General features: G+C 66.8%; 16 protein-coding genes and 1 pseudogene. 8 read left to right on the top strand and 9 right to left on the bottom strand.

Annotation, left to right across the window (positions count from 1 at the left end):
• Positions 1-17 precede the first annotated feature (17 nt).
• The 3 genes and pseudogenes from UK23_RS05570 to UK23_RS54925 all read left to right on the top strand — a co-directional run.
• Positions 18-986 carry a helix-turn-helix transcriptional regulator gene (locus UK23_RS05570; RefSeq protein WP_045310280.1) on the top strand — a complete coding sequence of 323 codons (969 nt, stop codon included), beginning with the start codon at positions 18-20 and terminating at the stop codon, positions 984-986.
• On the top strand, positions 983-1828 hold the full coding sequence (locus UK23_RS05565; protein WP_045310279.1) for a helix-turn-helix domain-containing protein: 846 nt from the start codon (positions 983-985) through the stop codon (positions 1826-1828). Before UK23_RS05570 ends, UK23_RS05565 begins: the two co-directional genes overlap by 4 nt.
• Before the next feature lie 41 nt (positions 1829-1869).
• Positions 1870-1938 (top strand): annotated as a pseudogene (locus UK23_RS54925) (hypothetical protein); the annotation flags it as partial.
• On the opposite strand, the gene UK23_RS05560 reads toward UK23_RS54925, so the two are convergent.
• From UK23_RS05560 to UK23_RS05520, 9 genes are all read right to left on the bottom strand, one after another.
• Entirely contained in the window at positions 1925-2470 is a 546-nt protein-coding gene (locus UK23_RS05560; protein ID WP_045310278.1) for a radical SAM protein, read from the bottom strand. The pseudogene UK23_RS54925 and the gene UK23_RS05560 overlap by 14 nt on opposite strands.
• Positions 2471-2552: 82 nt before the next feature.
• Complete coding sequence (locus UK23_RS05555) at positions 2553-3206, bottom strand: response regulator transcription factor (RefSeq protein WP_045310277.1); 654 nt, start codon at positions 3204-3206, stop codon at positions 2553-2555.
• Positions 3206-5080 carry an ATP-binding protein gene (locus tag UK23_RS53590; protein ID WP_052684376.1) on the bottom strand — a complete coding sequence of 625 codons (1875 nt, stop codon included), beginning with the start codon at positions 5078-5080 and terminating at the stop codon, positions 3206-3208. The genes UK23_RS05555 and UK23_RS53590 overlap by 1 nt, the downstream gene beginning before the upstream one ends.
• Complete coding sequence (locus UK23_RS52510) at positions 5059-5328, bottom strand: hypothetical protein (protein WP_196777619.1); 270 nt, start codon at positions 5326-5328, stop codon at positions 5059-5061. Before UK23_RS52510 ends, UK23_RS53590 begins: the two co-directional genes overlap by 22 nt.
• A 119-nt stretch (positions 5329-5447) precedes the next feature.
• Positions 5448-6437 (bottom strand): zinc-dependent alcohol dehydrogenase family protein, encoded by a 990-nt coding sequence (locus UK23_RS05540; RefSeq protein WP_045310275.1) that lies wholly within the window; start codon positions 6435-6437, stop codon positions 5448-5450.
• Positions 6438-6450: 13 nt separating this feature from the next.
• On the bottom strand, positions 6451-7266 hold the full coding sequence (locus UK23_RS05535; RefSeq protein WP_045310274.1) for a carbohydrate ABC transporter permease: 816 nt from the start codon (positions 7264-7266) through the stop codon (positions 6451-6453).
• Entirely contained in the window at positions 7263-8207 is a 945-nt protein-coding gene (locus tag UK23_RS05530) for a carbohydrate ABC transporter permease (protein ID WP_045310273.1), read from the bottom strand. Before UK23_RS05530 ends, UK23_RS05535 begins: the two co-directional genes overlap by 4 nt.
• Positions 8208-8220: 13 nt before the next feature.
• On the bottom strand, positions 8221-9570 hold the full coding sequence (locus tag UK23_RS05525) for an ABC transporter substrate-binding protein (protein WP_045310272.1): 1350 nt from the start codon (positions 9568-9570) through the stop codon (positions 8221-8223).
• A 92-nt stretch (positions 9571-9662) separates the two neighbouring features.
• On the bottom strand, positions 9663-10424 hold the full coding sequence (locus UK23_RS05520) for a DeoR/GlpR family DNA-binding transcription regulator (protein WP_045310271.1): 762 nt from the start codon (positions 10422-10424) through the stop codon (positions 9663-9665).
• A 277-nt stretch (positions 10425-10701) separates the two neighbouring features.
• On the opposite strand from UK23_RS05520, the gene UK23_RS48280 reads away from it, so the two are divergent.
• Genes UK23_RS48280 through UK23_RS05500 form a run of 5 tightly spaced genes read left to right on the top strand, consistent with a single transcriptional unit; the run spans position 10702 to position 12880 of the window.
• On the top strand, positions 10702-11178 hold the full coding sequence (locus UK23_RS48280) for a DUF6346 domain-containing protein (RefSeq protein ID WP_052684375.1): 477 nt from the start codon (positions 10702-10704) through the stop codon (positions 11176-11178).
• The gene (locus UK23_RS05510) at positions 11179-11637 is read left to right on the top strand and encodes a YbaB/EbfC family nucleoid-associated protein (RefSeq protein ID WP_045310270.1); all 459 of its coding nucleotides are present in this window, start codon (positions 11179-11181) and stop codon (positions 11635-11637) included.
• A 2-nt stretch (positions 11638-11639) separates the two neighbouring features.
• A complete protein-coding gene (locus UK23_RS54510; protein WP_156212814.1) occupies positions 11640-11774 on the top strand; it encodes a hypothetical protein in 135 nt (44 codons plus the stop codon).
• A 33-nt stretch (positions 11775-11807) separates the two neighbouring features.
• The gene (locus UK23_RS51270; protein WP_156212813.1) at positions 11808-11978 is read left to right on the top strand and encodes a hypothetical protein; all 171 of its coding nucleotides are present in this window, start codon (positions 11808-11810) and stop codon (positions 11976-11978) included.
• Positions 11975-12880 carry a hypothetical protein gene (locus UK23_RS05500; RefSeq protein WP_045310269.1) on the top strand — a complete coding sequence of 302 codons (906 nt, stop codon included), beginning with the start codon at positions 11975-11977 and terminating at the stop codon, positions 12878-12880. The genes UK23_RS51270 and UK23_RS05500 overlap by 4 nt, the downstream gene beginning before the upstream one ends.
• The last annotated feature ends 29 nt before the right edge of the window (positions 12881-12909 follow it).

Here is a 12909-nt window from a genome sequence, read left to right as displayed (position 1 = left end):
GAGTCCATCATGAAGACATGACGAACCCGTCCTCCCGCCTGCTGGCGCTGCTGACCCTGCTGCAGACCCGCTCGTCGTGGACCGGCGCGGAGCTGGTCGACCGGCTCGCGGTCAGCCCCCGGACCGTGCGCTACGACGTGCAGAAGCTGCGCGACCTCGGCTATCCCGTCGAAGCGGTACCCGGAGTGGCCGGCGGCTACCGGCTTCGTCCCGGCGCCGCACTGCCTCCGCTGCAACTGGACGACGACGAGGCGGTGGCCATCGCGATCGCGTTGCGGACCGCGACCGGAAGCGGCAACACCGACCTGGGCGAAGCCGCGGGCACCGCCCTGGTGAAGCTCGAACAGGTGCTTCCGCGCCGGCTGCGCGGACGGGTCTCGGCGATGCGCGACTACACGGAGGCGACCGGAGCCGCCGGCGGCGTCGACCCGGAAGTGCTGATCTTCCTCACCGGGGCGTGCCGCGATCACCGCCGCGTCCGCTTCGACTACGTGACACGGGCCAGCACGGCAAGCCGCCGCGAAGTCGAGCCGCACCGCGTCGTCCAGGTCGGGCGGCGGTGGTATCTCATCGCCTTCGACCCGGACCGCGACGACTGGCGGCAGTTCCGGCTCGACCGGATGGCCGTGAAACGTCCGGAGGGCGCGAAGTTCTCCCCGCGCGAGGCCCCGTCCGCGGCGGATGTGGTGCAGGGCATCGACTCCGTCTTCGCCCGCCATCGCGCCGTCGTCGTGGTCGACGCTCCGGCCGCGCTGATCACCGCCACACTGCCGTCGACCGTGCCCGTCGAAATGGTGGACGACCACCGCTGCCGCGTGCACGCCACCGCCGAGTCGCCGAGCGCGCTCGCACTCAACCTGCTGATGCTGGACGCGGACTTCGTGATCGAGCAGTCCTCACCCGAGCTCGACGCCGCGCTCGGCACCGTTTTCACCCGAGTGAGTGGGTGCTTGGAGCATCTCCAAGGCTTACGTTCGGGGGAATGACCGCGATCATTTCTACTGCCTACAGCAGGCTTCTCGGGGACGAGTTGCGTCAGCTGAGGGAGTCCTGCACTTCGTTCAACGGCCGCGCGATGGCCGTCCACCTCGGCTGGGATCCCAGCAAGGTGTCGAACATCGAGCGAGGTAAGGCGCGCGCCACGGAGGTCGATCTCGCGCAGTTCATGGCGACGTGCGGCAAGGATCTCAGCTACGTCGAGGGGTTTCATGACCGCTACCGCAACGCGTTCGATCCCTGCACCGTGACGCGGTCGGACAACCTGCGCACGCTTGTGTTGGCCGAGTCCATGGCCACGAAGATCTATTCCTACGAGGTCGTGAACGTCCATGGGCTCGTGCAGACAGAGCACTACGCGCGGGCGCTGTTCACCGACGCCAAGCTCGAACCGCCGGAGGACATCGAGATGTGTGTCCAGGCACGCATGGCGCGACAGGCGGTCCTGCGGCGGCCCCACCGCCCGGAATGTGTGTTCTACGTGCATGAGCTCGCCCTGCGGAGGCGGTTCGGTGACGCGCAGGTGATGATGGAGCAGTACAAGCGGCTTCTCCACCGTACGCACGTCTTTCGGATCGTGCCTGAGTCTGTCAGCACGCTCCGCTCGCCATGCCAACTGTTCGAGTTCGGCAAAGCGTCTCCCGTGGTTTACACGGAGACCGACATGGCCCAGGTGTTCGCGCAGGATGACAAGGCCGTTACGCGGGCGAAGAAGCACTTCCAGCGGTTGAACGTTCTCGCTCTGGATGAGGAGCGGTCGCGGAAGATGCTGATGGAGTACGCCCACGGGTTGCGCGAGGATTTCAATGACCCCGGCATCGGTGTTGCCTAGAAGCAAGCCCTGACTGGAAGCAAGTACGACCGAGAAGCACGAAGAACGCGAGTGGTGGGGTTCTCGCGTTCTCCACGACTTCCTGGCGTGCCCTGGTCACCTGGCTCTGACGACCGAGGTGTTGGCGGTCTCCACGGTCACCCGGACCGTCTGAGGTGCGAGCGACTGCAGGTACTGGGCGTGGTCGGGGCCGATCGTGTCGCTGAACGCGATGAAGCCCAGGTGCCGCAGCTCGAAGGCGGTGGTGGCGCAGAAGTCCTCCAGCCGGTCGAAGCCGCGCCGGATGCCCGTGGCGTCCAGCCCGAACACGGCGTGCCGGTCCAGCTTGGCGGCGCCGATGTCGAACAGGTGCAACGCGTGCAGTGCGTGGGTGAACGCCATCGCGCACACCTCGATGCGTGAGCACGAGACGAGCAAGGTCCGCACCATCGACGGGTGCAGCGACTTGCCGGACGTGCGCAGGACGACGCCGATTCCGGCGGCGCGGAACATCTCGACGATCTCGAACAGGCCTGGCACGCCGAGGGGTTCCCCGCCTCCCAGCGTGACGCTGTCCGGTCGCATCGAGATGAGCGCACGAGCGATGTGCAGCATGCGTTCGTGGCTGAGCCGCGCGTGTGCGACGTCCCAGGTTATGTCCATCGGTAGAGCCCCCTGAAGCTCGGCGGATGACGCCGATCCAAACGAGGGACCTGTCCCGCTGTCAGGTGACCGGTGTCCCGAACTAGGAGGGACTTCCGAGGCCTGCCTCGCGGGCGCGGACGATGGCCTGGGCGCGGTCGGCCACCTGCAGCTTGGTGAAGATGGAGGACACCCGGTTGCGGACGGTTTTGCCGGAAAGGAAGAGCTGGCGCGCGATCGAGGTGTTGTCGAGGCCCGACGCCATCAGCTCCAGCACGTCCCGTTCGCGGTCGGTCAGCTGCGGGAACACCACGGCCTTGGACGACGAGATCGCGGTGAAGTAGCCCATCATCCGTTGCGCGATGGTGGCGCTGAAGATCGCCTCGCCGGCGCCGATGGCTTGTACCGCGCGCACGATCTCGTCGTCGTCCGTGGTCTTGACGAGGTAGCCGCGGGCGCCGGCCTTCATCGCGGCGAACACCAGTTCGTCGTCCTCGTGCATCGTCAGAACCAGCACGCCCAACGACGGCAACGCCTCCAGGATCTGCTTGGCCGCCTCGACGCCGCCGAGAAGAGGCATGTGCAGGTCCATCACGACGACGTCCGGCTGCAGGTCGAGGACGACCTTCACGGCCTCGAGCCCGTCCGCGGCCTCGCCCACGACGGACAGGCCGTCCTCGCCGTCCAGCAACGCCTTCAGGCCGCGCCGGAACACCGGGTGGTCGTCGGCGATCACCACGCGCGTCACAGCGTCCATTACTGGGCCTCCAGCGGGATCCGCGCCACCACGCGTGTCCCGTGTGGTTCCGCAGGTCCCACTGTGCACGATCCACCCAGTTCGGCGCATCGCTCACGCATGGAATCGAGCCCGACGCCGGGCCGGGCATCAGCGGCGACGCCGCGCCCGTCGTCCACGATCTCCACGACCAGGTCGCCGTCGGTGCGCACGCTGATCACGCAGGTCGAGGCACCGGAATGGCGCGCGGTGTTGGTCAACGCCTCCGCGACGATCCGGTAGGCCGCGACTTCGACGGCCGCGGAAAGGCCGTCGATCTCCTCGGCCTCGACGCGAACGGTCAGCTCGCCGTTGAACCGCGCCGCTTCGTCTCGCACGGCCAAAGCCAGCCCCTGGTCCAGGATCGGCGGGCGCAGGCCGTCGACGAGCCGCCGCACTTCGCCGGCGGTCGTGTCGACGTCACCCAGCACCGGGTCCAGGACCTCACCCAACGATCGCCTCAAAGCCTTGAGCTGCAAGCGAATGCCGACCAACGCCGGTCCGACGCCGTCGTGCAGGTCGCGCCTGAGCCGCAGGCGTTCTTCCTCGCGGGCGCGCACGAGACGTTCGCGCGCGAGCTGCAGATCAGCAGTCAGCTTGATCGACTGGGCAGCAGGGGCGGTGGAACGGGCGAGGTCGACGAGCAGCGACAGTTCACGATCGCTCAACCGCTCGTCGGGTGCGCGAGGCTCGACGACGAGCTCGCCGACCAGAGAACCCCGATACGTCATGGGGAACCGCAGCAAAGGCCACCCCCGGCTGCGTCCGTGTTCGGCCAGCACCGAGCCACCGCGAATCGCCACGTAGGGCAGCTTCAACGACTCGGCGACGGTCTGAGCCACCGTCGGCAGGACGTCCTGGGAGCGTTCGAGCTTCTCGCTCAATGTCGACAGAGCGCTGTAAGGATCCGCGCGCTGACCGAACAGCCACCGGTCGAGCTTGCGCTGCAGCCAGCTCCGGATGGGTGCGAACACGAGGCCGGCCGCGACGACTCCGATGACCTCGGCGTCGTTCGTGAACAGCTCACCAGCGCCGACCATCACGCCGAGGTAGACCAGCAGCAGCACGACGGTCAACGAGCCGTAGAGCAACGACCGGTGGATGAGCAGGCTGATGTCGTACAAGCCGTAGCGGACGATGGCGATCACTGCGGCAGCGGGAAACGCCAGCACACCGATGATCCACGCGACGTGCCCGTCGGTGGTCTCGACGACGGTCGCCACGACGGCCAGCACCAGCAACGCAACGGCCCACACGAGCAGACGGCGTTCATCACCCTCGGCCCGTCGCCAGCGCAGAGCCAGCGACACCACTGCCGCGATCACCGAGACACCCGCCGCGAGCACGGCGACCAGCGTGATCGTCTTGGCGAGACCACCACCCGGCGTCTGCCAGAACGAAACAGGATCACCCCACGACGCCCACGCAATCCCAAGCGTGCCAACGAGAGCGCTGAACAGTGACGCACCGATGGCGATCCACCAGCGCCCGCTCAACGGTTTGCCGTTGGGGAAAACCAGCGCCACGGCGGGCAGCAACGCGTAGGTGGGCCACCAGACCCACGCCTCGACCCAGCGGGCGGGATGATCGGGAGCCTGGCCGGCGACCGCGACGGCAACACCGCCGAACACGCCCATGACCAGCAACAACCACCCGACGGCCGACCTGCGGACGTGGCCGATCACGCGCACCCCGAGCAGGGTGCACGCGAACGCGACCAGCCAGTTCCGGGGATGCGAAACCGCGCCGGTGACCGCTGTGTGCACGACGGCGAAGAGCACACACGCGGCCACCAGCGCGCCGATGACCCGAGCGAGGACGACCTCGCGCCGGGTCAGTCGCTGAGCCAGTGCCACAGGTTGTGGAAGGGCGAACCGGCGTCCATGGTGGTGAAGCCCTGTGCCGTGAAGCTCTCGGCCGTGAAGCTCTCGGCCGTGACTGCCTTGGGCCACCCCTGAAAGGTCATGATCCGGTGGCGCAGCTGCTCCACGGTCATCGGCTTGGCGGCCTTGTGGGCGTGATCGAAATCGACGTCCCCAGGCTGCGGGTTCATCGCCCGCGCCTGAAGCTCCGCGTACCACGTGAGGAGCTCTTCGTCGGACATGTGCGAAAAGTACGGCGGTACTACTTTCTGCCCGGACTTCGACATGTCTGGAAGGAGTCGTGGGCACTCGGCTGGATACACGAGTGCCCACGAACATTCGCACGCCGTTCAGGCCAAGATCAGGGCAGCACCTGGATCTTGCGGCCCTTACCAGCCTTGAACTGGCCCAACGCCCCCGCGTAGTCGTCCAGCGGCACCCTGTCACTGATGAAGACCGAGGGGTCGAGTACTCCGGTCGCGAAGAGGTCTGCCGCCCGTTCGAACGAGTGCAGCACCGCCATCGAGCCGGTGATCGTGATCTCCTGGTTGTAGATCTTGTAAGGCTCGATGGTGACCCGCGCGGAGTAGTCGGAGACGCCGAACTGGAGGAACGTGCCGCCCTTCGCGACCCGCCCGAGCCCGTCCTGGATGGCCTTCTCGTTGCCGGTCGCGTCGATGACCACGTCCCAGCCCTCCGGCCGGTCCAGCTCGTCGGCCGACGACGCGACCGCCGAGACGCCCAGCTGCCGAGCCGTCTCCAGCCGCTCGGCGTTCAGGTCCACGACCTCGATCGACGACGCACCCGTGAGCTTCCCGAGCTGCAGCATCATCAAGCCCATGGTCCCGGAGCCGTAGATCAGCACCCGCGAAGCCAGCTGCGACCGCAACACGTCGTACCCGCGCACCGCACACGACAACGGCTCGATCAACGCCGCGTCCTCGGTCCGCACGTGGTCAGGCAACCGAACGCAGTTCGCCACAGGAGCCACCGCGAACTCCGCGGCACCGCCCGAGGTCGTCACGCCGATGGCAGCCCACCGCTCGCACAGGTTGTTCTTGCCCGCACGGCACATCCGGCACTCGTAGCAGTAGAGCGACGGGTCGACGGCCACGCGGTCGCCGACCTTGAGCTCGTTGACCTGGGAGCCGATCTCCACGATCGTGCCCGCGAACTCGTGCCCCGGCACGACCGGCAGCGTCGGCGCGAACTCGCCCTGCAGGATGTGCAGGTCCGTCCCGCACAACCCGCAGGCCGCGACGTCGACGACGACCTCACGTGGACCGCACCGAGGATCGTCCACAGTGGTCACTTCGACGGACCCGACGCCGGTGATGACTGCTGCTTTCACTTCTCGGCTGCTTTCACTTGACTGCTCCCAACGAAAGGCCCTGGACCAGCTTGTCCTGGGCGGCGAACCCGGCGATGAGCACCGGCAGAGAAACCACGACCGCGGCCGCGCACACCTTCGCCAGGAACAGGCCCTGCGAGGTGACGAACCCGGTCAGGTACACGGGCGCGGTCCCGGCGACGACACCGGTCAGGACCCGTGCGAAGAGCAGCTCGTTCCAGCTGAAGATGAAGCAGATCAACGCCGTCGCGGCGATTCCGGGCATCGCGATCGGTGCCACCACCCGGCGCAGGATCGTGATCAGCCCGGCGCCGTCGATCGACGCAGCCTCGAGGATCTCGCGCGGCACCTCGGAGAGGAACGACCGCATGAGCCACACCGCGATCGGCAGGTTCATCGAGCAGTACAGCAGCGTGAGGAACGAGATGTTGTCGAGCATCCCGGCGAACTGCGCGATCAGGTAGATCGGCAGCAGTGCCGCGACGACCGGCATCATCTTGGTGGACAGGAAGAAGAACAGGACGTCCGTCCACTTCTCGACCGGCTTGATCGACAACGCGTACGCGGCCGGGATCGCCAGCAGCAGCACGATGATCGTCGACCCGATCGAGGCGCTGAACGAGTTGAGCAACGGCGGCCACGCGCCACCGTCGAAGAACTCGGTGTAGCCGTCCAGCGTCAGCGGCGCGGCAAGCGAAGGCGGGTTCGTCGCCGCGTCCGTCTCGCTGTGCAGCGACGTCAGGAACATCCAGGCCACCGGCGCGAAGAACACGATGCCCGCGAACCAGGCGAGCACACCCCAGATGCGGCCACCCGCAGTCTGCTTCATCGCTTCTCCTCCTTGAACAGCGAGGACACCGTGCGCAACGCGAACGTCGCGATGATGATCGAGCCCGCCACCACGATCACGCCGGCCGCGGAGGCCTCGCCGTACTCGTGGGCCTGGTAGAAGGTCTGGTAGATCATGTACGGCAGGTTCGCCGTGCCCAGACCACCGGACGTGATCGTGAAGACCGCGTCGAAGTTCTGCACGATGTAGATCGACCCGAGCAGCCCGCCGAGCTCCAGGTACTGCCGCAGGTGCGGGAACGTCAGGTACCGGAAGATCTGGAACGGCGAGGCGCCGTCGATCGTGGCGGCCTCGACGGGTTCGATCGGCTTCGACTGCAACCCGGCCAGCAGGATCAGCATCATGAACGGCGTCCACTGCCACACCAGCGACAGAACCACCGCGCTCATCGGCATCGAGCTGATCCAGTCCGGCTGCGCCGAGAAACCGAGCCAGTTCAGGATTCCGTTGAACAGGCCGTACTCCGGGTTGTAGAGCACGTGCTTCCAGATCAACGCCGCCGCCACCGGCACCACGAGGAACGGCGCGATGAGCATGGTGCGCACGAACCCGCGTCCACGGAACTTCTTGTCCAGCAACAGAGCCAGGCCGAGGCCCAGCACCAGGCTGATGAGCACGACCGACGCAGTCAGCACGATGGTGTTCACGACGGAAGACCTGAGGTCCGGATCGGTGAACACGTTGACGTAGTTGTCGAAGCCGGCGAACCCGCGGTTGGTGGGATCCAGCGAGTTCCACTTCATGAACGAGATCACGAGCGTCGCCACGAACGGCAGCTGCGTCACGATGATCAGGAAGATCAACGCGGGCAGGAGCGGCGCCCGCGTCGACCACTTCGCGTACTTCTTGCGGGGGGCGGGAGGCGGCCGGTCGACAACCGGCCGCTCTTCCCCCGTCAAACGAGAATCGAGGACAGCCATCGCGGTGCTCCCATCACTGGCCCTTGTACTTCGAGGCAACCTTCTCCGCGAGCCCCTGGCCGTTGTTCAACGCCTCGTCCACCGTGACCGCGCCCGCGATCGCCGAGCTGATCTGCTGCGACACCTGGGTGCCCAGGTCGGTGAACTCCGGGATGCCGACGAACTGGATGCCGGGCGCCGGGCGCGGCTGCACACCGGGGTCGAGCGGCTTCGCACCCTTGATCGCGGCTTCTGCCTGCGCGGAGAACGTGCCGGACGACTGCTTGTACTCCGCGCGCTGGTAGGTCGAGGAACGCTTGCCGTCCGGGACCTTCGACCAGCCGAGGTTCTTGCCGACGAGCTCCTCGTAGCCCTTGCCGGACGCCCACGAGATGAACTTCCAGGCCGCGTCCTGCTTCTTCGACGCCTTCTGGATGCCGAACGCCCAGGTGTAGAGCCAGCCGGAGCTGTCGGTCTTCACGACCGGCGCCTGGGCGAAGCCCAGCTTGCCCTTGACCGGTGAGTCGTTGGCCTCCAGCAGACCGGCGGCGACGGTGGCGTCGTACCACATCGCGACCTTGCCCTGCGTCATGTTGTTGAGGCACTCGGCGAACCCTGCCTGCGGAGCGCCCGCCTCGCCGTAGTTGCGCACCAGGTCGACGTAGAACTTGGTGGCCTCCTTGAACTCCGGCGCGTTGACCTGCGCCTGCCAGTCCTTGGTGAACCACGTGCCGCCGAAGGTGTTGACGACCGTCGTCAGCGGCGCCATGACCTGGCCCCAGCCCGGCTGGCCGCGCAGGCAGATGCCGCGAACCTCAGGCGTGGCAACCTTCTGCGCGGCTTCCGCGACCTGCTGCCACGTCGGCCTCTCCGGCAGCGTGACACCCTTGGCGTCGAGGATGTCCTTGCGGTACATGAGGAACGACGACTCACCGTAGAACGGCTGCGCGTACACCTTGCCGTCCGCCGCGGTGAGCGACTGCTTGATCGGCGGCAGGATGTCGGCCTGGTCGAACGCGCTGTCCTTCGCCACGAAGTCGTCCATCGGCGCGAGCCAGCCGTTCTTGGCGTACATCGGCGTCTCGTAGTTGGAGATCGTCGCGACGTCGTACTGGCCGGCCTGGCTGGAGAAGTCCTGGCTGATCTTGTCGCGGACGTCGTTCTCGGGCAGCACCGTGAAGTTGACCTTGATGCCGGTGTCCTTGGTGAAGTTGTCCGCGGTCAGCTTCTGCAGGTCCTGCATCTGCGGGTTGTTGACCATCAGGACGTTCACGGAGTCGGAGCCGCTGCCCCCACCACCTCCGGCGCCCGCGCAAGCGGAAGCCAAGAGCAACACGGCGGTGGCGGCCCCGAATGTGCGAAGGGGTGTGCGGATCGACAACATCGTCTTTCCTTCCGGGGAACGGTTTCCGGGCACGCTGAGGAGAGCCCGGGGAAAAACTCGGGGGTGGCGATTTCGGTGCGGCTGGAAAGTGCTCAAGCCCTGAGCACTTTGGGCCCGAGCAGGGTGTAGCGGTGGGCCTCGTGCGCGGAGAGGCCGGAGTCGGTGACGATCGCTTCGAGGTCGCCGACCTCGGCGAACCGGTGAAAGCTGGAGACGCCGAACTTCGTGTGCGTGCCGACGAAGATCTTCCGCCGCGCCACGCTGAGCGCTTTGGCCTTGACCGCGCCGACCGCCGGATCGGGCGTCGTCAGGCCGTGCTCGCGGGAGATCCCGTTCGCACCGATGTAGGCGAGGTCGATCACCATCTCGCCGAGCATCCTGGTGGTCCAATGGTCCACAGTGGCCAGTGTGTGACCGCGAACCCTGCCGCCCAGCAACAAAACCGTGCAGGACGGGTGCTCGGACATCGCCGCGGCGGTCGGCAGCGACGCCGTGATGATCGTGAGCGGGTTGGACGTGGGCAACGCCTCGGCGACGAGCTGCGGCGTGTAGCCCTCGTCGATGAACACGGTCTCCGCGTCGTCGATCCGTTCGGCCGCGGCCTTCGCGATGCGCCGCTTCTCCGGCACGTGCGACCCGGCGCGGAACCGGAGGCCCGTCTCGAAGCCGGCGCTCTCGACCGGGATGCCGCCACCGTGCGTGCGGCGCACCAGACCGTGCTCGTCGAGCACCCGCAGGTCCCGCCGGACGGTTTCGGGCGCGACCTGCAGTTCCTGCGCCATCTCCACCACGTCGACGCGGCCGTCGGCGCGGGCCCTGGCCAGGATGCGCCGTTTGCGTTCCTCGGCTCGCATGTCACCTGCCCACTCGGCTCTTGAGTTGCCCGTTCGGGCCGTGCATAGATGAAACACCCTCGAAACACTGTGGTCGCCACCACAAGTGGGTGACATCCTGCCCGATTTTCGCCCGGTTCGCCGTGTGTGACGCCTCGTTCACGCAGGTCGACCAGACTGGGCACGCCCGAACCGCCCTGGGTGTGTGCCCGGATGGCCCCCAGACGGCTGGTGAATTCGGTGGAACCGGGCGGCTCGGAGCGAAGTCCAACACGGACCGACGAGGGGATCGAGACGCATGAAGTGGCTCGCGGGCCTGTTCGCTCTGGTGATCTTGGGATGCGGTTGCTTGCTGGGGATGACGGGCTTCACGAAGTTCGACCCCGCCGCGGGCACGAACTCCAGGCCCGTCGTGGACCGGGGTGTCGCACGCGTGGCCGGCTGCACGAGTAGCGGACCGGTGAGCATCCACGGCTTCGGTCACTGGTGGATCTGCCAGGCGGACGTCGCGTGGGAGAGCGGGCAGCGGACGCACGTCACGGCCGAACCAGGTCAGCTCATGCCATCCGACCAGGAAGTGCCCGTGGTGCAACGGGGTGAGTCGAAGGTGCGCAACGGGTCGGGCAACCCGCCGGTGTACCGGGCGGACTTCGAACCGAGCGTGCTGCTCGGCATCGGCTCGTTGCTCGGCGGGATGGGACTTGGGGGAATCGGGGCGCTGGCCGTGCTCGGCACGGTCGCTTCCCGTCGCAAGAACGCACAGGAGAGGGAGTAGATGAACCCGGCAGCAGCTGATCCCGACGCGATGATGCGTCAGTGGAACGAGCAGATCCAGGCCAAGCTCAAGCAGGCCGACGAGATGAAGCAGGTCGCGAACGCCGTCAAAGTGACGCAACGTTCGTCCGACGGCTCGGTGACCGTCACCGTTGACCAGAACGGTGTCGTCTCGGCACTGGATCTGACCGACGCGGCGTTGCGCAAGCAGCCCGCGCAGCTGTCGTCCGAGATCCTCACGGCGATGCGGACCGCTCAGGCGCAGATCGCGTCGCGCATGCAGGAGGTCATGGCGCCGATCATCGGTGACGACTCCGCGACCATGGGCGCGCTGCTGGGCGGCTATCACGAGCGCTTCCCGGAGCCCGAGCCCGACGAGCCGGTGCGCGAACGTTCTCCCCGTCCGGATGACGACGACTTCGGCGGGCACAACTTCGCCCGTGACGACAAGGGCTGGTGATCATGACTGGCGGAGGGTTCAACGTCCACACGCAGGCGATGCGGGAGCACGCCAAGCGGCTGGACGGCATCGTGAAGCAGATCGAGACCGCTCAGCAGGCCATCGGGCAGGCGCAGATCAACGGTGCCAACGCGTAGGGCATCCTCTGCAGCCCGTTGCTGGAGCCGATCATGGGCACGGTCGAAGCCGCTGGGGTGGCGGCGATCGGAGCGTCGCACGGCGTCGTTGACGCCACTGTGGACGGTGTCAACGGCATGGCAGACATGTACGACGCAGCCGACAAGGCCGTCGAGGGCAAGCTGAAGAAGATCGTCGAGAAGCTGGGGGAGCTGACCTCATGACCGCACCGAACCCATTGGTCGCGAAGGCGCCTGACCCTGCTGGTTTCTGGGCAGGTGTCAACCTCATCGAACCCGCGTCGGACGCGGTTTCCGCAGTCAAGCGGGGTGACTGGGCAGAAGCGGGCATCAACGTCCTCGGCGCGGGCATAGACGCGCTCGGCTTTGTCACGGACCCGTTCGGCACGCTGCTGTCGTCGGCGTTCTCGTGGTTCATCGAGCACGTCGAACCTTTGACGTCGATGCTCAACTCGCTCGCGGGCAACCCTGGCGTGATCAACCAGAACGCCGCCACCTGGGGCAACGTCGCCGACTACCTCAAGAAGGCCAGCGAGGAGATGTCGCGGATCGTCGACTCCGACACCGCGCAGTGGCAAGGTGCCGCGATCGCCGCCTACACGCCGGTGGCGAAGCTGGAGGCCCAGGGCGTGAAGGCCGCCGGCATTGCGGCAGAAGGCGTTGGTGCTGCTCTCGTCGGTGCCGGTGTGGCAGTGGCGACGGTGCGGACGATCGTGCGTGACCTGATCTCGATGGCGATGTCCGAGCTGGTGCAGGCGTTGATCCGGTGGGCGGCCGCGGCGTTGCTGACGGTCGGCCTCGCGACACCGGGCATCATCGCGGACGGCATCCGGCTGATCATGAAGTGGGCCAAGAAGGTCTCGGACTGGCTCGACAAGGTCATCAAGACGATCCGCGGCCTGTCCAAGTGCATCGACACGATCTTCAAGACCCTCGACAAGGTCAAGGAAGTGCTGAAGGGCGTGATGCCCAAGGCGTCCGGGCCGTTCACGGAGATGTTCGAGAACATCGCGACCGGAGCGGTGAACACGACGGCGACCGGTGTGGTCAAGAACCTGCCGACCGAGGCCGCCAAGGTGGACGACTCGCCGTACGCGACCCGCTGAAAACGATGAAGGGAACCTTCATCCACCTC

This window comes from Lentzea aerocolonigenes, from assembly GCF_000955955.1.
Classification (GTDB): Bacteria; Actinomycetota; Actinomycetes; order Mycobacteriales; family Pseudonocardiaceae; genus Lentzea; species Lentzea aerocolonigenes_A.
This window is presented reverse-complemented; position numbering and strand designations above follow the sequence as displayed.